This is a genomic window from Nocardia mangyaensis (assembly GCF_001886715.1).
GTDB classification, from domain to species: domain Bacteria; phylum Actinomycetota; class Actinomycetes; order Mycobacteriales; family Mycobacteriaceae; genus Nocardia; species Nocardia mangyaensis.
Window position 1 is genome coordinate 5,948,761 of sequence record NZ_CP018082.1, and the last position, 22,282, is coordinate 5,971,042.

The 22,282-nt window shown below is 65.9% G+C and carries 17 protein-coding genes; 4 read left to right on the plus strand and 13 right to left on the minus strand.

Features of this window, described 5'->3' with window-relative positions:
• Nucleotides 1–9 precede the first annotated feature (9 nt).
• The 7 genes from BOX37_RS27085 to BOX37_RS27115 all read right to left on the minus strand — a co-directional run bounded on the left by BOX37_RS27085 (nt 10) and on the right by BOX37_RS27115 (nt 5,967).
• Nucleotides 10–336: a hypothetical protein gene (locus tag BOX37_RS27085; RefSeq protein ID WP_071930106.1), complete on the minus strand. Its 327-nt coding sequence runs from the start codon at nt 334–336 to the stop codon at nt 10–12.
• 37 nt (nt 337–373) lie between these two features.
• Nucleotides 374–724, minus strand: coding sequence for a hypothetical protein (locus BOX37_RS27090; RefSeq protein WP_071930107.1), 351 nt, complete (start codon nt 722–724; stop codon nt 374–376).
• Nucleotides 724–1,404, minus strand: a complete 681-nt coding sequence (locus BOX37_RS27095) for a hypothetical protein (protein WP_240505065.1) — start codon at nt 1,402–1,404, stop codon at nt 724–726. The genes BOX37_RS27090 and BOX37_RS27095 overlap by 1 nt, the downstream gene beginning before the upstream one ends.
• A 58-nt stretch (nt 1,405–1,462) precedes the next feature.
• Nucleotides 1,463–1,822 (minus strand): YbaB/EbfC family nucleoid-associated protein, encoded by a 360-nt coding sequence (locus tag BOX37_RS27100; RefSeq protein WP_156910563.1) that lies wholly within the window; start codon nt 1,820–1,822, stop codon nt 1,463–1,465.
• Entirely contained in the window at nt 1,819–3,270 is a 1,452-nt protein-coding gene (locus BOX37_RS27105; RefSeq protein ID WP_071930108.1) for a PE family protein, read from the minus strand. The genes BOX37_RS27100 and BOX37_RS27105 overlap by 4 nt, the downstream gene beginning before the upstream one ends.
• A gap of 633 nt (nt 3,271–3,903) precedes the next feature.
• Nucleotides 3,904–4,806, minus strand: coding sequence for a hypothetical protein (locus tag BOX37_RS27110; RefSeq protein WP_156910564.1), 903 nt, complete (start codon nt 4,804–4,806; stop codon nt 3,904–3,906).
• Between the two features lie 444 nt (nt 4,807–5,250).
• Nucleotides 5,251–5,967 carry a hypothetical protein gene (locus BOX37_RS27115; RefSeq protein ID WP_156910565.1) on the minus strand — a complete coding sequence of 239 codons (717 nt, stop codon included), beginning with the start codon at nt 5,965–5,967 and terminating at the stop codon, nt 5,251–5,253.
• Between the two features lie 448 nt (nt 5,968–6,415).
• On the opposite strand from BOX37_RS27115, the gene BOX37_RS27120 reads away from it, so the two are divergent.
• Nucleotides 6,416–6,991: a DUF8176 domain-containing protein gene (locus BOX37_RS27120; protein WP_071930111.1), complete on the plus strand. Its 576-nt coding sequence runs from the start codon at nt 6,416–6,418 to the stop codon at nt 6,989–6,991.
• Nucleotides 6,992–7,015: 24 nt separating this feature from the next.
• Here the strand turns inward: BOX37_RS27120 and BOX37_RS27125 are convergent, their stop codons facing one another.
• Together BOX37_RS27125 and BOX37_RS27130 are read right to left on the minus strand one after the other, a co-directional pair.
• Nucleotides 7,016–9,478: an HMG-box domain-containing protein gene (locus BOX37_RS27125; protein WP_156910566.1), complete on the minus strand. Its 2,463-nt coding sequence runs from the start codon at nt 9,476–9,478 to the stop codon at nt 7,016–7,018.
• 9 nt (nt 9,479–9,487) lie between these two features.
• Nucleotides 9,488–11,770, minus strand: coding sequence for a hypothetical protein (locus BOX37_RS27130; RefSeq protein WP_071930113.1), 2,283 nt, complete (start codon nt 11,768–11,770; stop codon nt 9,488–9,490).
• A 379-nt stretch (nt 11,771–12,149) separates the two neighbouring features.
• On the opposite strand from BOX37_RS27130, the gene BOX37_RS27135 reads away from it, so the two are divergent.
• Both BOX37_RS27135 and BOX37_RS27140 read left to right on the plus strand, forming a co-directional pair.
• Entirely contained in the window at nt 12,150–13,130 is a 981-nt protein-coding gene (locus BOX37_RS27135) for a YdcF family protein (protein WP_071930114.1), read from the plus strand.
• A 261-nt stretch (nt 13,131–13,391) separates the two neighbouring features.
• Nucleotides 13,392–14,294: an alpha/beta fold hydrolase gene (locus BOX37_RS27140; RefSeq protein ID WP_071930115.1), complete on the plus strand. Its 903-nt coding sequence runs from the start codon at nt 13,392–13,394 to the stop codon at nt 14,292–14,294.
• A 90-nt stretch (nt 14,295–14,384) separates the two neighbouring features.
• Here the strand turns inward: BOX37_RS27140 and BOX37_RS27145 are convergent, their stop codons facing one another.
• From BOX37_RS27145 to BOX37_RS27155, 3 genes are all read right to left on the minus strand, one after another.
• Nucleotides 14,385–15,320 carry a terpene synthase family protein gene (locus BOX37_RS27145; RefSeq protein WP_156910567.1) on the minus strand — a complete coding sequence of 312 codons (936 nt, stop codon included), beginning with the start codon at nt 15,318–15,320 and terminating at the stop codon, nt 14,385–14,387.
• Nucleotides 15,321–15,517: 197 nt separating this feature from the next.
• A complete protein-coding gene (locus BOX37_RS27150) occupies nt 15,518–16,570 on the minus strand; it encodes a polyprenyl synthetase family protein (RefSeq protein ID WP_071930117.1) in 1,053 nt (350 codons plus the stop codon).
• Entirely contained in the window at nt 16,567–18,009 is a 1,443-nt protein-coding gene (locus BOX37_RS27155; protein ID WP_084760169.1) for an NAD(P)/FAD-dependent oxidoreductase, read from the minus strand. The genes BOX37_RS27150 and BOX37_RS27155 overlap by 4 nt, the downstream gene beginning before the upstream one ends.
• Before the next feature lie 639 nt (nt 18,010–18,648).
• Between BOX37_RS27155 and BOX37_RS27160 the strand changes: the two genes are divergently transcribed.
• The gene (locus tag BOX37_RS27160) at nt 18,649–19,659 is read left to right on the plus strand and encodes a hypothetical protein (protein WP_071930119.1); all 1,011 of its coding nucleotides are present in this window, start codon (nt 18,649–18,651) and stop codon (nt 19,657–19,659) included.
• 874 nt (nt 19,660–20,533) lie between these two features.
• Here the strand turns inward: BOX37_RS27160 and BOX37_RS27165 are convergent.
• On the minus strand, nt 20,534–21,889 hold the full coding sequence (locus BOX37_RS27165) for a PucR family transcriptional regulator (RefSeq protein WP_240505066.1): 1,356 nt from the start codon (nt 21,887–21,889) through the stop codon (nt 20,534–20,536).
• Between the last annotated feature and the right edge of the window lie 393 nt (nt 21,890–22,282).

Below are 22,282 nucleotides of genomic sequence, written 5' to 3' on the forward strand. Positions count from 1 at the left end.
GCACGTACATCAGATCGACTCGTACCGAGTCCGGGATCCGTTGTCCACGTCTGTGTTTTCGAGCGCGGACGTGCCGAACAGCGCGTCGACGACCACATCGTCGGCCCGGCCCGCGCTGGACCGCGCCGCGGCCTCGAATGTCGACCGGACCCAGCTCAGCTGATCGCACATCATGCGGTCGAGGTCGGATGCCGGCTTGGTCTGCGGGCGCAGCGTGTCCGCGGAACCGGCCGCGGAACCGGTGGCGGTGTGTACCGCCGTCGTGAACACACTTGCGGCAGAGGTGATTTCCTGTGGATCGTCGATATCGAGTATCGGCCCACTGCGGTCCGGCATCGGCTACTCCGTTCGTCGGTGTCCTGCTGGGCGAAGGTCAGGACCTGGTGCCGAACTCTGCGTCCTCCATGGCGCGGTAGGCCGCTTCGGTCGGCAGATCGAACGCGTCGATGGTGTAGGGCCGCGCCCCCTTGTGTTCCATCTCGGCCCGCAGTCCCACCCGCGATTTCTGATGGGCCAGCCGCGCGAGTTTGAGCAGTTCGGCCGTCAGCCAGGTATCGCCGTACTCGCGAACCTCGTCGGTCAGGTGCAGACCGACGATCTCACCGTCGCGGTTGCAGGCGACACCCACCGTGTTGTCCGGATTGAATACCTCGTAGGTGCGTTTGACCCAGTCCGGAGCCGTGCCGGTCGTGTCGTCGGATTCGTCGAAGTGCGTGCCGTTCATCAGCTGTTGTCCTCCGCCATTCGTGGGTCGAGGGTCGCCGACAACGCCGACCAGGTGGTGTCGTCGATGGTCATCACCTTGCGCAACCGCCAGAACCGGGTGCCCAGATAGCACTCCCCGCTACGGTCGGCCTCGACATCGAGGTGATCAGGGCTTTCGGTCGACGGGTTGAGCGTGATTGTGGTGATCGGGGGCCGCGCGTCGTCGATATTGATGAGGGTGGCCCCGCCACCGGGAATGAAGGTGTGCCGGTACCGGTCGCTGCCACCGATGGCGGTGGCAGCACTGTTGGTGGTCAGCGTGATCTCCGGATTGAGCATCAGTTGCATCGCCCAGGAGCGGGCCACGCACTCGGGGCGGTCGGCGTTGATCGCCATGCCGAGCGTGGTCTCGAGGTCTACGACCAGCGCCGCCTCCGCCGAGGTGATCCCGACGACCACCAGGCGCCGCGCGCTGTCGGCCGGATGGGGCAGATCCTCGGCCGAGAGGGTCACGGTGTCGGAGCCGGTCCCCGCGCCGGTGGCGGGGTGCACCGTCACCGTGCCGGTGGCCACCGACACGGTGTAGGCGGAGATCGGATTCGCTTGCCGCGCACCAACACCCGCCAACCTCTGCAGCCCTTGCTCGTAGAGCCACCGCAGGGTGTCGGTCACTGTCACACCCGGATCCGTCTCGGTCACGACTCCCCCTCGCCGATTCCCGGGTCCGCCGGTGCCGTGCTGACGGCGCTCCACTCACTCACGCGCGCTGCCCCGCGGCCGGGGCCACCGCCTCTGCGTGCGTGCCTTCGCCATCCTCGTCGGTCACGGCCGAGTCCATGATCGCGCGGTGTTGCCGAGCGGCATCGGCCGTGCTCTCGGTGACCGCCGCCATGATCTCCTGTACCAGTTCGTCACTGGTGTATCGCATCGTCGTGCCGGGCGCGATGTACAGGTCGGTGAGCCTGCCCATGGCGTCGACTTCCGGGATCACGTCGCCACCGGGCGATGGCCTGCGGGCACGGATCCCGTCGATCCGTTCCCGCATGTCGGCGATCCGGTGGCGCAGGTTGCGGGCCATATCCAGCGCTGCTTGCACATCGGGATGGATGTCACTCATGCGGAACCTCCAGCGTTGTTACGGGTCTGGGAAGCAGGCGCCGGAGTCGGCGGGGTCACGGTGGGTGCGATCACCGGCCGTTCACCGATCACCGACTCGGTGTGCGGAGTGTCGTCGACGTACATGAGCCGATCCGGATGCCAGGCGACGACCCGGCCGCGGTCCCCGCCGCCGGCTCCCGCTCCGGCGCCGCCCGCGCCCGGCATCATCGGCATCATCGGCATGTACCCACCGCGCCCCATCGCCGACCCCGACGACGCCGACCCGGACCGCATGGGTTCGAATCCGGCGGTGCGGGGGGCGCCGCTACCGGAGCCGCCGGACGCGGCGGCGGGTGCGGCACTCATCGGCATCGGTCCGATCGTGTACGCCGGGTTCGCACCGATACCCGAGCCCGGGGACGACCCCGGTGTGCCGCCGATCGGCGAGGGCGTGCCGTATCCGGAGCCGCCGTAGTCGCCGTAGTCGCCGTAATAGTCGTCGCCGTAATACTCGTCGTAGGCACCTTCGGTGAGTGTCTGCTCGGCCAGCATCCCGCCCTGGCTCATCGCCGACAACAGCGCGGGCAACAGCGATTGCAGCATGCTGGAATCGCTGTTCTCGGACCCGGCAGCGGCGGCGTCCGCGGCCATGCTGCCCTCGTATCCGCCGATCGTCTCCGCGGAGCGCAGATTCAGCTCCTCGTGTTTGGCCAGCGCGGCCGAGGTGGCGGCCTCGTTCTTCGAGCGCATGGCACGCAGCAGTTCCTTACGCGCGGCGACGATCTCCGACGGCGTGGGATGTTTGTCCTTGGCGACCCGGAATGCGGCGCTGTAGGCGTCGACGCGGTCGGCGAGCCGGTCCATCTGCCGCCGGATCCGATCCAGCCAGTCGTTGTGCTGGGTCAGCTCGGCCGATGCCTTCGCGCCGACCGGCGTCCAGCTCCGCAGTACCTCGGCGGCGCCACCGACACGGCGGCCCGCGTCGGTGGCGGCCCCCGAGTTGAATGCGCGCAATACCCCGGCGAACCGGGCCGGTGCCGCCGGACCGGGACCGGCGTGCAGCATCTGCGCGAAGGACAGCGGGTCAGCGGCGAGACCGGGGTCGGGAAACTCGAGGGAAGGCGAAACCACCATGGGTACGTTGCCGGGCAGTTCCACCGGATTACCGACGATGTCACCGGATGTTCTGTCGATGAGCGCAGCGTTGGTCGAGTCGGTCTCCGTATAGTCCACAGCAGCGGCACCCACCGCGTGAGCGGTCCGCTGCAGCACACTCAGCAGACCGCGCATTCCGTTGATCAGTTGCGCCGCTTCGTCGTTGAGCGCCGGGACCATCCCGGCGGAGATCGGATCGGAGCCGGCCGGTGTCACCCACTCGGCCGGGACGGCCGCACCGGTCACCCGCACCATGTCGGCGAGTTCGGCTGCCGCACCGACGAGTTGCTCCGGGTCGACGTTGAGCACCACGGCCTCCTCCTCGCGCTACGGCCGCCTGGCTGTCCGCGTCACAGGCCTTCGGCACGGCCTTGTGCCATCAGCGGTTCCTGATCCGTCCGGTGGACGGCTGAATCGACCACAGCCGCCATCAGCCACTGCCTGGTCTCCTTGTCCGACGCACCCCATTGTCGAATATCCCCAACTGTGGGAACGCCGATCGCGGCCTGTTCGGCTGACCTCGCAGCGCCTGCCGACGCGTGGAAACGTGGCGAGCCGGTGCTCCCGTCGATGGCGACAGGTGTGTGGACGACGAGCGCTACCGTCGATTTCCATGAGTCACCCCAGCCCGACTCCGTGGTCGCGCCAGCGCGAGGGACGAGAGGAGTCAGCAGCTACCGGGGCGCCGGAGCCCGTGCCGCCGGGTCCGGAAGACAAGCCGTCGCTGAGCATGCTGCTGAAGAAGGCATTGAGCACCGGGGGTTTGATCGTCGGGATCGGTCTCGCGTTGCTCCTTGTCGCGGTGGGCTGCTTGGCCACCGATGGATCCGGCGGCCAGGACAACACACCGGTTCAGGTCGGTCGTGGTGGCACCATCGGCGCGGTGGTGTCGGCCGATGGCGCACTGCTGCAAGTCCGCGGCGTCAGTGGTGATTCGACCCCGGTTCACACGAACGCCGACACCAGCGTCTTCGTCCTCGCCGGGACCAAGGTCTCGGATGTGACTCCAGGCACCATGGTCTTCGTCCGCGGCATCCAGTATTCGGACGGATCCATGCTCGCCGAGACAATTATCGGTGCCTCGATACGGTTGCCCGACTTACGATTTCCCGACCTACGATTTCCGGATCCACCGGGCGCGCCATAGGCGACTTCTCGCGGCGCGGCGACCGGCTGGACCGTGGCGACCGCTTTTCCCGGATACCAGAGCAGGGCCAGGAGCGCGACGAACACGGCGGCGGCCGCGGTGCCGCAACTCAGCGTCGCCGCGAGTTCGAAGCCGGAACCGGCGGCGCCGGTCGTACCCGGATCAGCCACCCGATTCCGGTCGCCGGTCAGCAGGGTGTCGAGCAGGTCGCCGAGACTGCCGTCGAGGACATCGGACCGTTCGGTCAGTGCGCGCAGGTCAGCTGCCCTGCGGTCGAGATGGTACCGGCCGGCCACCACGAGAAGGGCCGTGGCCGCGGCTGACGCGAGCACCACGCGCGACAACGATCGAACCGGAATCCACAGGCGCAACAGGACCGCACCGATGGTCACCACCGCCGCGGCGGCGGCCAGAGCGGCCCAGATGCCGCTGACGTCGCTGTCCGGGCGGCCGTACTCCTTCGGCCAGGCGAGGATGTTCCCGAAGGCGTCGATGGTGATGGTGCCGTTCGCTCCCGCCGCGGACAGCCAGGGCTGGAACAGCAGGAGCAAGGTGACCAGACTCAGCGCCGCGGCACAGAGGTATCCCCAGCCGGATTGGAGGTCGAAGCGGCGCACGGTCACCGCTCGAACGAGTTCGTCGTCACCCTCGTATCGACGGGCCGGTTCTTCCTGTACTTGCCAAGGCGTGTGAGTGGACATTTCTCCAGGCTTTGCAATACCCGGGCCGATATGGGGTTCCGAAGTTGTCGAGTACTTCGACACCATTCACAGATACCGGCTCGAATGCGAATGAACTGTACGCAATGGGCACCATCGGCCATTAACAACACATTACGTTATGCTCTCTCGAACCCGACGGCAAGGTGCCGCACCGCAGCTCCGCTGCGCATTTACGCGGAAACACACGACCTGGCCCGGCCACCTGGGCCACGACTTCGCGAAAACGCGCTGGTTGCGGGGCCGCCACAAAGAATTACTCACCGGTAGCCGGCCACGCCCAGTATACCCGCCTGTGACTCGATTAACAGGAAACAATGCGAGCCCGGTCACACCGCCGGAAATTTCTACCTGTCGGTAACTCACGGACAGCGTGAGTTGATATTTCAAGGAATCGCTCTGGCCTTTTCCCGCACTGGGCGCAGGTCAATTCTTTCGCGACCTACGGCCGAGAATCCGCTGGCTGACACACGCCAGGGCCGAGCCGATCGAGGTGATGCTGGCGAATATCGCGGCGGGCGTGAGACTCGCGCTCGAGTACCCGACCTCGCGCATACCCGGCATGACGAGCTGACCGTTGCCGAACGCCCACGCCATCAGCGTGCCGACCTGGCCGCCGAGGTCCCACCTGCGGGTCGTCATGTCCTTGAGGTCGGTTCCCTTGCTGTTGAGGTAGACCATCGTCGCCAGCACGAACACCGCGGCGGCGACGGTGGCGACGGTCGCCATCCGATCCAGCAGGTCGGACCGAATGCGAAGGTGGATCAGCACCGCCGCGATCGACACGACGAGGGCGGCACTGGCGAACAGCGCCCAGAGTCCGGTGATGTGCGCGGTGGGCGACTTGATCTGCGACCATGCGGTGAGGTAGTTGGTGGATCCATCGAGCCGGCCGAAGGCGTTCGCACGCACTCTTCCACCGGGGCCGGTCGCGGTGATCCAGGGCTGGAAAAGCAGGAAGAATGTGACGATGCTCCCAGCCACAGCGAGCACGTAGCCCCAATTCCCGGCCAGCGCGGCACGCAGCACGCGAAGGACGGGGTGGCCCACCCGCACCAGTTCGACGGCGCGCATTCGCCGGCCGGATGGCGGTTCCGGGGAGTGCTGAACCGGATTTGCTCCCCAGGGCGTCGGCTGCACCATAGTGAGATTCTAGAACCTGCCCAGCACTGGGAACTTCACAGAAGTCCGGCATCGCGGCCACCCGTACAGCCCCAGCGGTAATTCACATCGTCGGCTACATACTGTTCGGCGCGCAATTATATATGCTCCCAACAATGGGAATGCGTCTCGTTGCGGTGGTCATTCTTCGGTGTCATTGTGAGCACCGTGCGACACCTCGAATCGGAGAGGAAGGTGTGCACATGAAACAGTGCACCGATCTTGCCCACTGGTCACGGCAGTCACGGTGACCACGGACGACAATAGATCCGAGGTGACCTCTGATTCCGGTGCGGGGAGCTCGCCGGTATCGGGCTTCGGCCCACCGGTCGGCGCCACGCAGTCGCCGCCTCGCGATACCTCAGGGCCACGGCCCGATTTCGGGTGGCAACCCGTGCCATCGAGTTCCCAGCCCGAGTCCGGAGAATCGGTGCCCGCCTACGATCCGGTGGCGATTCGGCGCGCGCTCAGCCTCCCGGCCGCGGCACCTCGCCGCCCCCGCTCACCGGTGCGGCTGGTGCTGGGCACCGTGGGCGCGCTGATCATGCTCTTGGCGGGTACTGCGGTGATCGCCGCGCTGCCCGAACCGAACACCGATCGGACCCTGCCGCCCACTACCACCATCGCAGCGCACGCAGCATGCCCGGCCGGAGACGACGACAGCACGGTCGTCGGCAACGGAGCAGGTGACACCGACAGCGGGGTGGGCGCGATCCTCGGGTTCCAATACGCCTACTACGTCCAGCGCGACGGCGAGCTGGCACGCAACTTCGTGGCCCTGGACACGGTGAATGTGTCTACGGCCGAGGATATTCAGCAAGCCATCGATCAGGAGATCCCCGTGGGCACCACCCACTGTCTGCGTGTCATCGCGCGAGATCCGGGTGGCTACGACGTCGACATCACCGAGCGCCGCCCCGACGGCACCGAGACGGTGTACCGCCAGCACGTCCGAACCGTCGATCGCGGCGGGCAAGCCCTGATCCACTCGATCTTCGGCAGGTAGCCGCCCGGCCACCGGTCGAGCCGATCACCCACCCGCCGGGACCGGCATCGCGGGCACCGGCTGCAAGGTCGGGTCGGTCGCCGGGATCGCCTCCGAGCCGGACCCGCTCCCCTCGATCCCCGGCGGATGGAAGAAGCCGGCGAACGCACCGAAATCCTCTTCGGCATCGCTCATCTCGGGTGCGAACTGTTTCAGCGCACCGCTGACGATCACCTTCAGCACGCCGTCCTGGGCGGACCCACCCTCCTCGGCGGGCTCGAACACCACCAGCAGCGCCGTGCGGCCGTCCTCCCACATCGCGATGTCGCCGGTCATCAGCTGGTGCGGATCGACCCGGCTGCCCGGATACTTGTCCTTCGGATCCCCCGTTTTCGCCGATGTCGCCGGCGCCATGCCGTAGGCGGCCCTGGCGTCGGTACCCGTGGTGTCGGCGACGGCCGCCACCAACGCGTCGTACACCTTCGGCGATACCCAGACCGTCTGGCCACCCGTGAAGGTGTACGGCACCTTGCCATCCGCACGGGCGGCGCCTCGGGTCGGTGGTGTACCGGAATCGGGCGGGGCGGTCGCGCCCGACGGCGGGACCGACGGTGTGGCGACAGCGCCGGACTGTCCTGCGCTCGCGCCCGCCGGCTGAGCGGGTGCGGGAGGCGGCGGCACCCGAGCCGGCTCCACCTCGGCCGGGCGGACCGGCGCAAGTCGCTCCCGGTCCAAGCGGCGCGGGTCGTCACCCATCCCCATGGGGCGCTGGCCGAACATCCCGCCCTGCTGGGCCGCCAACAATGGCCACAGCGAATTCAGGAGGTTCGACCCCATCCCGCCCATCCCGATCGGGCTCGATCCGATATCACCGGGCGGTGGTACCACGGGTGGCGCGACCGGAGGCGTGCTCGGGTCGTTCGGTGTGCCTCGGTCTCCCGGAATGACCGGATCCGGCCGGTCCGGTATGTCGGGAGTGGGCGGCGGTGTGGGAGTGCCAGCGGGATCGGCCGGGTCCGAGGGCGCGGGGATGGTTGGCGTCGGCACTTCAGGAAGGCGGTGACCCGGATCCTGTGGCAGCGGGTTTCCGGGGAGCTGACCGGGATTGACCCCTGGGAGCTGACCGGGGTTATAGGGATAGCTCGGGTCATTGGGCTTCGGCAGCTGCTTCAGCGCCTCCTCCATCGACTTCTGCTGCTCCTCCAGCGCCTTGTTCATCTGGTCTTCCATCTCCGAGACCACCTTCTCGATCTCGGAATTGGTGCCTGCGCGCTCCTCCACGGTCGACAGACTCTCGGTGAACGCCTGCCCGAGCAAATCGACGAAACTCGCATCGGTTCCGTCGGATGTCTGTGCCTTCAGATTGATGCCGCGGATCAAGGCGGAGATCTGTTCCCGCCCGAGCTCGGTGTTCTCGGCAGTCTCGACGATCTGCTCCGCCACCTCCTGCTGAATGGCGTCGAACCGCTGCGCCGCCTGCACGAGCCTGCTCGCAGCCTCTTGGTAGGCGGCGGGAGTTTGCGCGTCGAGCTGCATCGGTACCGTCGGCAGCGACGGCACCACCGCGTTGTCGGTATCGAAAGCGCCTTCGTCGCCGAACAACTGCCAGTTGTCGCTGAGTCCGTCGGCCAGCGAACCGTTGCCGTCCATACCGCCTGGAGCGGCATACCAGCCCTGCAAATCGGCTGCGATACCGTCGGGCTGGAACAGGAAGCCGATCCCCTCACCGGCCCCCTGCCGAAATGGTCCCTCCCCCATGGACTGCACGTGCCCACCGACCCAGGTCCCCGGCGCCGCGATGCGATCGGTCGCCGGATCAGCGCCGTCGCCATTCGATCCGGGGGACCCCGTCATCGCCCCCCAGCCCGCAGTGAGCGCCCCCATCAAGCCCGCGCCACCGAGCGCGCGCAATCCCCGAGTCCCCCAGCTGCCGGCTTCGCCTGGCGTGAAAGGCTTCTTGTACTTTGCAAGACTCCCGTCTATTTTTCTCTGTCGCCGTTCCCGCAGCCGGTCTTGATAGTTCTTTCTGGCATGCTTCGCATCTCGATAAGCCAAGGCATCTCTGACCTTCTGCCTCGTAGCCTTGTTCTGGTCGAGCATGCCGAACTTCGTCTTCTCGGCATCCGTGAGAGCCTTCCACTTCTCACCGAGCTCGTCCGGCTTCAGGTGTCTCGAATTATCGTACGATTTCCTCATCGCGCCCTTGTGCACACCGGGCAGAGCTCTCCGCAGGTCGTCGCGAGCATCGCGCCGAATCTCCCGCGTCAGCAGAACTGAATGCTTGTCCACGCCGGCGAGCAGCTTTTTCGATGCCGCAGTGCCGACTGCCCTGCCACCGAAACTACTCAGGCCTCCGACAACTCCGCCCAAGAGAATGTCACCAGCGCCGCCGCCGTCCACAGCCGCGCCGAGTACCCCGGCTCCTGCCCCGATGACCGCTCCCCAATAGCCAGGAACCACAGCGCCGCCCGCGGCGCCGACCAGTTCAATAGCCGTACCCCAGCTCATGACATCTCCCTACGCCGGAACGGCTGTCTCGGCCGGTGCGGCGGAGTCGGTCGCCGCCGTCTCGGGTGCCGTACCGACGATGTCGATCCCGGGCGGATGGAAGAAGCCCGCGAACGGGCCGAAATCACCTTGCTTGTCGCGTATTTCAGCGGAGAAGGGCTGCAATTGGCCGTCCACGATCACCTCCGGAGTCTCGCTGCTCTCGGTGCCGAAGGCGACAACGAGGGCGGTCCGCTGATCGAACTTCGCGATATCGCCGGTAACCAGCTGATACGGATCCCGTGGGTCACCGAGATTCCGCTCTGTCAGCGCTACCGCCGTGTTCTCGTAGGCCGCAAGCGCATCCGTACCCGCGGCATTGTCGAAGGCGGCATCCAGTGCGGCGTAGACCACCGGCGACACCTCCTGGGGACGACCGTCCGGGAAGATGTAGACCGGCGGTTTGTCGGTATTCGGCCGGAGCATCGGCTGGGTGCTGGAGACCGATGTGCGCGGCGCCGACGATGTGGTCCCCGCCGGTGTGTTCGTCGCCGAGGTGTTCGTCGCCGAGGTGTTCGCTCCCGAGGCGGCAGTCTGCTGCTGGCTCGCGGCCGGCTGCGCCGACGGTGGCGGTGCCGCCGGGCCGGTTTGCACGGCTCCCGGAACATCCGGACGGCGATCGGCGTACGCCGGTTCCTGTTCGATGCCCGCCATGGGATTGTTCCGGTTCTGGTTCAGCAGACTCGACACCAGCGGGGAGATGTCACCCATTCCAGCGTTGGTCGACGGCGTTGACGAGATCGGTGTCGGTGCTGCTACCGGTGTCGGTGCTGGTGTCGGTGTCGAACTCGGTGTCGGCGGCCTGGTAGACGTCGTGGGCGAAGCAGGCGAGACAGTGCGCTCGTCGCCGATATCCTCTTGGGTTGCGCGCGGATTGCCGGTGAGACCACTCGTGCCGACCGTGTCCTGTGTGCCGTCGAGACCGAAATCGATCGGCTGGAAGGTGCCCCCCTGTGTACCGGCACCATTCTGGTTCTGGTTCTGATTCTGGTTCTGGTTCGGGTAGGGGTAGGGGTAGGGGTAGGGGGTGCCATGGGGGCCACCCCTTTCGTCGGCATCGGTGTTGCCGGCGTCGCCGGCATCCCCGGAATCCGTATCGTCGGTCCCCGGATCGTCCGCGGTGAGTTCCTCGACCTGAGTCGCGAGCGTCTGCAGTTCCACGGTCGCGGCGTCCATGATTCCCGTGATGGCGACAAGGTGGTTGTCGATCAGCTGCGTCACGAACTCGTCCTCCTCCATCGGGCCTGTCGCACTCTCGATCACCCCCTGCGACAGCAGCAGCGACAGCTGTTGGACATCCATCGGATTCGCGGTGGCGAAGTCCCGTAACCCGGCGACGGCGCCTTCGAGCTGAGCACGCGAGGCGTCCGAGATTCGAGCCACCTCCTCGAGCAGGACCGACTGCTGCTCCTTGGTGAGCCCGAGCGCCTCATCCGCGGCGATGAGATCGTCGTACTTCGACTCGAGTTCCTGTGCGCTCGCCACGTAGCTGATGATCGCGGCGCTCGTCGCCCCGGAAACCTGCTGGACCGAGGAGCTCGCAGGAACGTCGTCCCTGGCACCGCGACCGAATACTTCCCAACTGGTGTAAACACTTTCGGTGAAGTCTTCGTACTTCTTCTCCCCACCTTCGGACAGCAACTCCAGCCCGTCCGGCCAGTTCGCGCTGGAGCGATCCGGCCCGTAGACATGGGCGGTGTAGCTGCTGTCCACAGTGAGCCGACCGGTTTCGATGAGCTTCGACGTGTAGTCGATGACAGGAACAGGGCCGGATTCCTGCGGCGCGAGGTTCAACAAGCGTTCCAGGTCGAGCCCCGACAATCCCGCTCCGAGAAAGGATCCCGCCCCGCCCCGGAGAAGCACCTGCCTCCCGCGACGCCCAGATTCCTTGGCGAGTGGACGCATAGCACCTCGGACCATGACCCCAGGTATCTGAGCTATCCCCTTACCCGCCGTGGAGGTTCCTTCCCGCACAAGACTGTTCCCGATCGCCTTCCATCCGCCCCCCGTGAACACCTTCATGCCCAGGCTGCCAAGGCTGCCGCCGAGCAAGCCCGACCCCGCGGCAATCCCGGCGTCGGCCCACAGGTCGGTTCCGGTGTTCCCGCGTGCGGCGGACACCCCGAGACCGACGGCACCACCCAGCAGCGCGGCACCGGCAGGCCCGCCGATGGCGAACCCGGCCGCGCCCGCGACGCCGACGGCGATATCCCCGCCGACACCGTCGAGAGCGTCGACAAACCAATTGCCCATCTGCTCACCCGCCCCGTAGTGACCGGCCGCCGGGCGGCAACGGCAGCGCGGTAGCTCGAGCCATCGACAGTTCCTGATCCGTCCCGTGGAGGACACTTTCGACCGCATAGTCAGGGTCGGCACGAAACTCACGCGACCGATCCCGGCTACACCACTGACTTCCTTTCCGGACCACCCCATTGTCGAACATCCCCAGTTCTGGGAACGCCGGTCATGGGCCCCCGAACGGCGGCGGGCGCGAGCGCGCCGGACCTGCTGCCGAGCAGCTCGGACAGCGGAACCCGGTGTATTCCTTTCCGCGATCCGTACCAGCTCGAACCCTCTCCACTGCTTGCCGTCTCACCTATCGTGGGCCGTAGGTCGACTCGCGGAAGGACGGATGACCGTGTCGTTGAGGCCAGGTGCCGGCGATGCCGCGGCCGCCGCGGGACGCCAGATCGCCGAGCGGGCCTCGCGAGCGCTCACCGCGGGCGGATCCGGCATCGGCAGAAGCTGGCACGGCGTGGCGAGGATGCCTCGGGAAGCCGCCGGTGTGTTGGTCCATACCGACCGCAGCACCGCGATTCCGATTGATTCCGCTGGGCAGGCCTTGATCCGCGACGATCAGCTGATCGGGGGGCGTAGCCAGGCCGTATACGCCGACTGGCTACGGAACCTGAAAGCCCGGGGTGTGGATTCCGACCGGGCGATATCCGATCTGGGAACCGTCTGGGACTTCCTGCGGCGTGACCCCAAGTGGGCCTTCGATACCCGACGGCCGTACGGCGGCGTGGTGATGTTCGGCAGCCCGGACAGCGGAGGTTCGGCGGTCCTGGCCAACTTCATCCGTACCCGCGGTCTAGAGGACACTCCGGTCGTGTTCTCCGGTTACGCGGACCCGGGTAAGGGCGCGCGAATTCCCGAGGCTGTCCGGTTCAGGAGAGAGGCCGAGCAAGTGGGGCTGGGTTCGCGTCGGGTCCTCGAGGACCATGCGGCTCGCAATACCGGTGAGAACGTCGCCAACTCCCTGGCGTTGCTGCGCGAGCAGGGGCAGGATGTCCGATCGATCGTCGGCGTGTGCACACCCCAGCACGCTCGCCGGGTATGGGGCACGATCATGAAGCAGGGCCCCGACGTGGAGCATGCGGCCATAGTCTCTGCCGATGTCTCCGTGGACAACTACCTGCACTACGGGCTGCGCGACGATCGTTCGCAGATGACGCCACCGGATGACATCACCTCGGCGATCCTGGGCGAGATCAAACGCTTGGACGACTATCCGGCCGAAGGCCACATCGTGGCGCAGGAGGTGCCGAATGATGTGCGTGCCGCCTACGACAGGCTGGGCGAGGTATTCCGCCCCTCCGAGCGCAGGTTCTGACGCGGCCGCGCCACGGCCGAGGCCGATCCGGTTCACCGCGCGATGTCGAACAGCTACGGACAGCCGTCCACCGCGTCAGGGACCCCACGGGTGGTCCCACTCGTGGGAAGGCCGTTCTGGGACCGGTTCGAATCACCGCCGTAGCCTCGAACCACAGCGGTTCGCTGACAAGCGCAGGAGAACCTCGCCCGGTGTAGCCGAACCGGCGGTTCGAGTCACACCGACGACCGGGCGGGACCGCCGACCATCAGGAGCCCGAGCATGCCCGCCGACAACGACCGCTACCCGCCGCAGGACACACCGGCCGTGGTGTGGCAACACCGCTCTGTGCTGGCGAACGGCATACGTTTCCATCTGGTGGAGGCCGGCTCCGGTCCACTGGTCGTGCTGCTCCATGGGTTTCCGCAATCCTGGTATTCCTGGCGGCATCAGATTCCGGCCTTGGCACAACACTTTCGGGTGGTGGCCGTGGACATGCGTGGCTACGGTGGGACCGACCGGCCCGCTGCTGTCGCGGACTATCGCATCACGGCGCTCACTGCGGATGTCGCGGCGCTGATCCACGCGCTCGGGGAGCAGACAGCGCATGTCGTCGGCCACGATTGGGGCGGGATCGTGGCCTGGGCATTCGCGGTGCGCTATCCGGAGATGGTCGACCGGCTCGGACTACTCAACTACCCCGATCCGGTGCTGTTCGCGAAGGCGCTGCGGAGCAACCCGCGCCAGCTGATGCGCAGCTGGTACATGTTCTTCTTCCAATTGCCGTGGTTGCCCGAACTGACCATGCGCCGGCGAGAAGGTATCCCCCTGGTCTCAGCGATGTTTCGCGACATGGCAGTGTGTCCGGGAACGTTCACCGAAGCCGACCTCACCGAGTACCGGCGCAACATCCTCGCTCCCGGCGCCGCGTCCGCCATGATCAACTACTACCGGGCGGCCTTCCGGTACTTCCGCACTCTGCACCGCACCGATCCGGTCACCGTGCCCACGATGGTCGTCTGGGCCGAGAACGACATCGCCCTCGGGAACGAGTTGACGCGCGATCTACCCGTCCGCTTTTCCGGACCATTCCGCATCGAATACGTCCCCGACTCCTCACATTGGGTACACGAGGAGCACCCGGCCCTGGTCAGCCGCCTGTTGTCGGAGCACCTCCGGGCGTGAGATCACACCGGGCACAGCATGGGTCCGGTACCGACGTGGGCGCGCGCCGACTCGCCGAAATCGCCGGCGGCGGTGGGGTTCCGGACCCACTCAGCGCTCAATCGTCGCCCACCACCATGCGATCTCCGGATAGGGAGGTGGCGTGAGGTTTTCGGGATCCCACAGGGACGGGGCATCCGAAACCACCAATTCGGGAGGGGTGAAGCCCGTGGCACGATCTCCACGATCGACCTGGTGGTAGCGGGCGGTTGTACTTGCCCAGCCGACCGCGGCGGGTATCCAGTTCGGGAGGTCACCGGCCAGCAGTACGACATCTGGGCGAGGGTCGGTCAGAAGTTGTTCTCGCAGGCGCACTACCAGGGCGACCAGCCGTTCGTAGAGTTGCCACCCTGTGACCAGGCACTCGGCCGTATCGAGGCCCTCGGCGTGCGCCAGGACGGAGTACAAGTTCGTCGCGGCGGTGCCGGTGGCAAGTTCTTTGGCGATGCTGAACAGGTCGTTGAGTAGCGCGCACGAGAACATGACGGCCTCCGCGAATGCCCGCACCGCCGGGTCACCGAGCTGCCACGCGTCGAGGCCGCGGCACCCCGCGGCGGCCGCGGTGAACGGAATCAGCGTACCGACACCGGAATTGACCCACCGCATGCGAAGGTACTCGCCGACCCCGGGCCGGGTCTCGCGCCGGCGTACGGCGGAATACCACAGCTGGCCGTTCAGCCAGACGGCGTTCTCATGCTGGAGGGCTGCGAAGCACGGTGTGCCGAGAACTGCCACGAACTGTGCCCGCAGATCGCGTAGCGCGGCCGCCCACAGGTCACCGCGTGGTAGCGGCGCGGTGGGGGCCGCGAACAGGGCGCGGTCGAGTTCACCGGCATGCGCGGCGATCCGCGGCAGATCATCGGCGAGGGTGTCCCAGTAGTCGTCCAGGAGCGCACCCCAGTAGAAGTATCTGGTGGCGGCTACCACCAAGTCCTCGGATGCGGTGGGCAGCGCGGACGTCATGCCGACGGCTGCGTCCATTCTCATCGAAGCCCCGGCCGGCCGCCACAGACCCTGTTCCCGACACCATTCGACGGCCTGCCGTTCGATATCGTCGACGTCGAATGGATTGTCCGGAAGGGCAATCGGGCAGTACACCGTCAACTCTCGCGGCACCAGTTCGGCGGCGCGAGCGACGTCTATACCAGCAGCCGGAGAACTGCTCATGGCTTCCTCTCGGGTGGTCATGCTTCGCGATCGCGCACAAGGTCGGCCAAAGCGATGAGCTGCGCGCGTCCGTCGGTGGTCGGATGTGCCGCGGCGAGATGGCCGAGAGAGAGCTCGACCTGTCGTCGGCCGTAATCGGTCGCCCAGTGCCGCGCACCGGTCAGCTCGACCAGCTCGGCGGCACGCTCGACGAGTTCATCGGCCAGCGGATGATCCAAGCGGTAGAGCTCGGCCAGCTCGGTCGACTCCGGTGTGCCCGCGGTCAACGCGTACACGACGGGCAGGCTCTTCTTCCGCCGCCGCAGATCCGCAAGAACGGGCTTCCCGGTGATGTCGGAGACACCCCAGATCCCGAGACAATCGTCGACTACCTGGAAGGCGATCCCCAGATGCCGGCCGAAACACCCCATGGCGCTGATCTGTTCGGGCGACCCGTCACCGTATCGAGCACCGAGTGCGCACGCGGCTTCGATCAGGGCTCCGGTCTTGTCCGCGATCATCGCCGTGCACTGGTCCAACGACACGTCGCGACTCGACTCGAACGCGGTATCGGCCATCTCTCCTGCGATAAGCCGCTGAATGGCATCGAGAAACCCGGCCGTCGCATCGGCGACGTGCCGGTGCGATCCCTCCAACAGGGCCCGCACCGACGCCGCCAACAGCGCGTCACCGACAAGCATTGCCGTGGGGGCGTCGTAGGCCGCCCACACCGCGGGCCGGTGCCGGCGCAGAGCATCGTCATCGATCAGATCGTCCTGGATCAATGAGGCATTGTGCACCAGCTCGACCGCCGTCGCCGCGGGCACTGCCGCAGCGGCTGTACCGCCGACCGCTCGGGCACACGCCAGCACAAGTGCCGCACGCACACCCTTACCCCAGCTACGTTCCGCACCGGATGCACCGTCACCGTCGAGATCCGACCAACCGAAATGGTAGGTGGCAACCTCCCGAACAGCCTCGGGCAGTTCACCGACCGCGGCGCGCAGAGCCGGGCCGACGGTCATCCGGGCCTGGTCGAGCAGATCGCCGACGCGCCCTTCGGGTGGCACGGAGACCGTGTGCGTAGTCATCGGAGAACTCCTGTTCGGCTGCTCACGACCAGGCCGCGCATCGCCGAGAAGTCAGTCTCCGGCGGTGGCAGTTCGGCAGGGACCGTTGGCGGTACGCGCGTGAGCCGCAGCAGCTTCTTCGCGCCGTAGAGACCCAGCCCGCCGAGCACCCGCGGATTGGTGAGGAATCCCGGCAAGGACTCCCGCACATTGATGAGCCGGTTGAAGTGGAGGTCGACCGCACTGTCCTGCCACACCGCCTCCGCGAAGAACTGGAAGGCCGGCCAGTTGATCCGACGCAGCAGTGTCTTGTGCGGTCCGTCGATGATCGCCGCGGTGCCACGAGCGTGCGCGTAGCCTCGGTCACGCGTAATCGCCAGCGTCCATGGACGTTTCAGGAAGCGAGCCTGCTCCGCGAAGAACTCTGCCGGGAACTCCGCGGCGACCGGGTCGATACGCTCAGCGAGCCGGTGCAGGATCAGACCCGATACGGCCGCGGACGACATCCCCTGGCCGTAGATCGGATTGAACGCGCCGACCGCGTCACCTACCGCGACGAAACCCCTTGGCGGCGAAGGCAACCGATCGAATCGGCGCCATATATTGCGCGTCGACCGGGTCTGGTGCACGCCGGACAGCGGCTGCGCCGCGTCGAGAACCCGGCCGAACTCCTTCGACCTGGTCTGCCGAGCCAACCGTTCGAACGACTCGGCATCCGAAGGCATCGGCAGCCCCCACGACGCCATCATCGCAATGATCCGGTTGCCCTCGATCGGGAAGACGATGCACAGATACTGGTGCGATTGCGCCGCTCGCGGATCGGAATCCGGCAGCACCATCATCCATTTCCACCAGGAGATCGGTTCGTCCGGTAGCTGATACCAGCGTGAGGAGTAGCTGACCTTCGCATCGAGTGTCAGTTCATCGACCTCGTAGCCCAGTTGCCGCATCCAGTTGCCGCCCTGGCTACCGCGTCCTGCCGCATCGACGACGAGATCGGCCCGGAGTTCACCGCCGGCCGGAGAACCGGATTCGAGGTAGGACACACCGGTGACGCTCGTCTGCGCCCCCGCTCCGTCGGACAGTAGCCCGACGACCCGCACACCTTCCCGGAAGGTCACTCCCGGTTCACGCAGCAGCAGTTGCCGCATGGTCGCTTCGAGCATCGGCCGGGACGCGAAGAGCGTCGACGTCGACGTACGGGCCCGCGGCATCCACCCGGTCGCAAAGCAGGCCGCGGCGTCATATCCTGGATCCAGACGCGCACCGCCCCGAGCGAGCAGAAGATCGGTGAAGCCGGGAAACAGCGTTTCGGCTGCCTCCCGGCCGACGTCGAGCAGAAAATGGTTGTGCCAGGCTTGTGGCGTGCCACGGCGACCCTCAGCGCCCTGGGGAAGCCGGTCCTGTTCGAGTATCGTCACCCGGTCGAACCGCCCACGCAGCGCCTGTGCGGCGCACATTCCGGCGACACTTCCCCCGATGACAATCGCATGCCCCGAACCAGTCATCGTTTCGAACCTCTCGATATTTCGTTCGGGCCGCTGTGCCACGAATCAGTCCCTACCGGGCCACACGATTACTCGAGCGCGACCGACGACACCGTCGGTCCGATCTATCGGAGTATTCAGCCGCCATATTTCGATTCAGCGGGACAATTCATCGACTACTTTCCGCAGCCATCCCGCGATCGCCGTCAGGTTACCGACCGGATCACACCACCGCGACCGCTACCGGTAGGACACACCAAGATTTGTGCCGAAAGTACCATCATCGAGCTTTTGGATGTGCAGTCGGAACAATTTCCTGGTCGACGATAATCGGCCCCTCACCTCGACAGAGGGCCGCGAACTCGCCCAGATCAGGGGCGTAGCAAGCAGCCGGTGTGGGTGCGGCGCGCGATCGTGGTGGTGACCTCGGGTCGGCACCAACCGGTGGGATTGATCGCGGAGCTGATGCAAGTCGAGAAGGGCATGGACGAATGTTCCCATCGGTGGGAAATCATTGTAGTCCTTGCGAGTTACTCTGATACTGAGAGCATTAGCCGACGTCTGGGCCCGTTCCGTCCTCTGGCGAATCCCGACTGATATGAAAGGCGCTCGATGTCGATTCGCCAGCGGATCATCGCGGCAGCCGTGACTGCCGCGGTGACGTGTTCGATCCTTTGGATACTGATCGATGTCGGCGAGACCCCGACGGCCAGTGATCACGAGCCGTACCAAACCCATGTCCCGGACGATCTGATCCTGGTGACTGTCCTCAGTTTGGCGGCAGCGGTCGCGGCGACCATCCTTGTCGACTACGCCTTCGGCCGAAAGTCCTCAGCCGGCGCGACCCTGGGGTTCATCCTCGGTTTCGCCCTGGGGGTCTTGGTGTTCTTCATTCGGCTGCCCTGGTCCAGGCTCGATCGCCACGGTGGTGAGATGTTCAGCCTCTTGGACTGGTGGTCGACCCCGATCCTCGCAGTTCTGGGCTACGTAGTCGGCGCATACCTGGACCACCCCGGACCTGCGGACTTGCAGGAGACGGCGGTGAAACACGACGCAGTCTCGAGCCCTGAAGTGTCGGTGTCATCGACCAGTACCGCCAGCGCCGGTTCATTCGACACGCCGCGAGCGTCGGCGCCCGACGAGCCCCGTACTCGCGAAGAGCGGCACCGCCGAAGTATCCAGGAGGAAGCGGTTGACCGAGCGGCCCGGCAACTGGAGGCGCTGCTGGCAGACCTGGCCACGCGAGTCGGTCGGCACCGAGCGCCCTGCCAAACGAAATTCACGCACGAATCGATGCGGCATATCGAGTTGCGGTCACCGCCCGGGCATGTCCTGGAATGCAGGTCGGTCGGGCCCTGGGTACGGTCGGCCACGATCCTGACCGCAGAGGGCCGACTATGGAGGCTGTCCTCGACGAACGGCTGTCCGCCGGAACAAGGCTACATCGATGTGAGGCACGAACTCGGCACGCGTCTCAGCCTGGGGGACTACACATTCTACGGTGATATTTGCAGTGGCGGGTTGCGTGTCGCGATCGACAGTGACTCGCTCCGGCACATCGACCCGGAAGCGGCACTGGCTCGACTGACCATCCTGCTCAGCGATGCCAATTCGCCCGGGTGAGCCATCGCGCCGGCAACGACAATGAACAGCTTGACGAAACTGCTTTCAGTAGCGCTCGCCAGAATATGAACCGCAAACACCGCCGGCACACGTGCCATCGCCGGAGAAATATCGTCCAGCTCCGGTAAAGTACGTCAAGCCACAAATGCATTCGTCACGCAGGACCGTGAAGGTTTGGCAACATGTCGAGATCAGGAGACCACGGCCAAGCCAACCACTGAAACCTCGAACACGCGGAAGACACACTCCCCACCCTTCGCCACCACACCGATGCAGGAGCAGTACCGCGGAGAGGACACCAAAGGAATGGGCCCCTGGAGTCCCCACCCCGTGAAATACTACAGTAAACGAGAAAGGCGGCGATTCCGATCGTCGGTGAACGATGGCAGGCTATACGATTCGGACGGTCGGCCGTATGACACCACCGATGGCGGCCCCCATGCTGATGGCCACGCCATATTTGTCATGGACGAATCCGGGCTCATCTATTCATCTAAATTCACTAAATTCGGCGAATTCCAGCTTCCTGGCAGGGAAACCCGTTGCGGCTGCGGGAACGATTCTTGTAGAGAATGGCACCTTACGCGGACTGACCGACGACAGCGGACACTACAAACCTGGGAAACCCTACACCATGCAGGCAGTGGAGCATCTTCGTAGTCTGGGCCCTCGGACATCCCGAATGCCAACAACGAGACCGACACCCGGCTCTTCCTGCACAAGATCGTCGAGAGCATGGACGCCTTGCGGCCATGGCCGGATCGAGCATTCACCCGCCTGCCTATGGCTGCTCTTCCAGAATTCTTGTCACGAGATCCGGCGCACTCGTCCGGGCACGGCCGGCGCCAGTACGGTGGGCAGTGATCGAATTTCCTCAGTCGGGAGTCCGGAGCACGTTCCCACCCAAGACGCGGCAGACCTGCAGGGCGACCGCGATATCCAGCCTTTCGTGTGTGCCACCGTGCATCCGAATGCTCCGCAGCGCCTTGGCGACCCGGTGTTTGACGGTATTGCGGTGCAGGGCCATGCGCTGTGCGGTGCGCACGTGGCTCTGCCCCGTCTCGTAGTATGTGCTCAGCGTCTCACGCAGGGCAGCCGCCGACTCGGTGTCGTCGGCCAGCTCGCCCAGAACCTCGCGCACCCAGGTGCGGGTCGCTTCCATATCCTCGGCCAGCAGCGATACCACGGCGACTCCAGGGTCCCCGAATCCGATCGCCGACCTGTCCGACGGCGTCCCCGGCAAGGTGGCGACCAAATGCGCGGCCGCCGCCTGCCGATGGGAGCGGCGAAATCCATCCAGTCCGTGGCCCGGCGAGCCGGTTGCCAATCGCACACCCGCGGGAAGGTCGGCAGCCGACCGCAACGCACCGGGGTCGGCAGCAGGCAGTCCGGCGAACGGAAACCACACCCACAAAGTGCGGCTGTCGATGGCAGTGACCAGTGGCGGTCCGTCGAATTCCAGCTGTCGCCCCAGGGACGCCACCCGTGATTCCGCCACGTTCAGGATATCCACTTCCTTGTTACCGGTGCACCACAGGATCACCCCGAGATGAACGCGGTCGAGCCGATAGTCGGTCGCCGCTTCGAATTTCGCCGGATCCGGTGTCGTGGCCGACAACAGCCCGTGCACGATCGATTGGTGCACATTGCCCAGGATGTCCAGCCACCGCTCGCGTTCGGCTTCATAGGTTTCGAAGACGTAGAGGGTGACCCAGTCGGCGTACGAATACACAATCTCCGTGATACGGTCGATCACCGCCAGGCCGAGCGCCACCGGAAGATCCCGTCGCCCCACCTCGTCGTGGCAGAAGCGCATCATGGCGTTCTCCCCCATCCGGTAGGAGCGCACCAGCAAATTGGGCGGAATCTCCCGTTGCGCCGCCCGACGGGCATACTCGACCGCCGCCCTCGGCGGTTGCATCCGGCCGACCGGCATTCCATCGACCAGAATATCGATCAGTGTCGCGACATTGGCGTGCACACTGGCAATCCGCAGTTGCTCCAGCAACGGGTCGTTTGGGGAATAGGCGACCTCGCGGATCAGCCGCCGGGCCATTCCGTCGGCCACTTCCGCCGCCCGCGCACGCAGCCCTGCCCCGATCTCCACCACCACCCCGGAAACCCGATCCGGGGTCGGCGCCGACAACGTCTCCGAAAGACGCCGCCGGGACGCCTCGGAATTGCTCATCCACAGCTCCGTTCCAACCCTGTCATCAACTTTGGTCAGCACCGGTTTCCCACGCTAACCATCGGTCGATGAAAGCGGAACGTATGTGCGAGCCACACTTGACGGAGAAGTTTGTGCGCAATGCACAAACATCGCCCGGCGCGAACCCGACCGGTCGTTGCCGAATCCGCCGACCCTACGCGTCGACAAGGACCTGGAGCCGGCGCGGGGTGTCCCGCTGCTGATCCAGCCTCTCGGATGCGGCCCCGGACGAGACCCATGTGGTCACGCAGGTACTCGGGGACACACGCGTGGAGGCGGGTTCCGTCCTCAGTCGATCACGCTCCGGCACGGTGACATCGTTGAACCCTTTGCGGGCACCATGGGGCCGCCATCGACGACCTCGGTTTGTGCGAGATCCGCATCGGATTCATCAAGAATGTTCCCTGGAACCAC

What these genes read in the sequence shown, in the direction of transcription:
- BOX37_RS27160 (WP_071930119.1), top strand. Translation starts at nt 18,649, where the DNA reads ATGTCGATTCGCCAGCGGATCATCGCGGCAGCCGTGACTGCCGCGGTG.
- BOX37_RS27140 (WP_071930115.1), top strand. Translation starts at nt 13,392, where the DNA reads ATGCCCGCCGACAACGACCGCTACCCGCCGCAGGACACACCGGCCGTG.
- BOX37_RS27130 (WP_071930113.1), bottom strand. Translation starts at nt 11,770, where the DNA reads ATGGGCAATTGGTTTGTCGACGCTCTCGACGGTGTCGGCGGGGATATC.
- BOX37_RS27135 (WP_071930114.1), top strand. Translation starts at nt 12,150, where the DNA reads ATGACCGTGTCGTTGAGGCCAGGTGCCGGCGATGCCGCGGCCGCCGCG.
- BOX37_RS27155 (WP_084760169.1), bottom strand. Translation starts at nt 18,009, where the DNA reads ATGTGCGCCGCACAGGCGCTGCGTGGGCGGTTCGACCGGGTGACGATA.
- BOX37_RS27125 (WP_156910566.1), bottom strand. Translation starts at nt 9,478, where the DNA reads ATGAGCTGGGGTACGGCTATTGAACTGGTCGGCGCCGCGGGCGGCGCT.
- BOX37_RS27090 (WP_071930107.1), bottom strand. Translation starts at nt 724, where the DNA reads ATGAACGGCACGCACTTCGACGAATCCGACGACACGACCGGCACGGCT.
- BOX37_RS27100 (WP_156910563.1), bottom strand. Translation starts at nt 1,822, where the DNA reads ATGAGTGACATCCATCCCGATGTGCAAGCAGCGCTGGATATGGCCCGC.
- BOX37_RS27115 (WP_156910565.1), bottom strand. Translation starts at nt 5,967, where the DNA reads ATGGTGCAGCCGACGCCCTGGGGAGCAAATCCGGTTCAGCACTCCCCG.
- BOX37_RS27145 (WP_156910567.1), bottom strand. Translation starts at nt 15,320, where the DNA reads ATGAGAATGGACGCAGCCGTCGGCATGACGTCCGCGCTGCCCACCGCA.
- BOX37_RS27110 (WP_156910564.1), bottom strand. Translation starts at nt 4,806, where the DNA reads ATGTCCACTCACACGCCTTGGCAAGTACAGGAAGAACCGGCCCGTCGA.
- BOX37_RS27085 (WP_071930106.1), bottom strand. Translation starts at nt 336, where the DNA reads ATGCCGGACCGCAGTGGGCCGATACTCGATATCGACGATCCACAGGAA.
- BOX37_RS27150 (WP_071930117.1), bottom strand. Translation starts at nt 16,570, where the DNA reads ATGACTACGCACACGGTCTCCGTGCCACCCGAAGGGCGCGTCGGCGAT.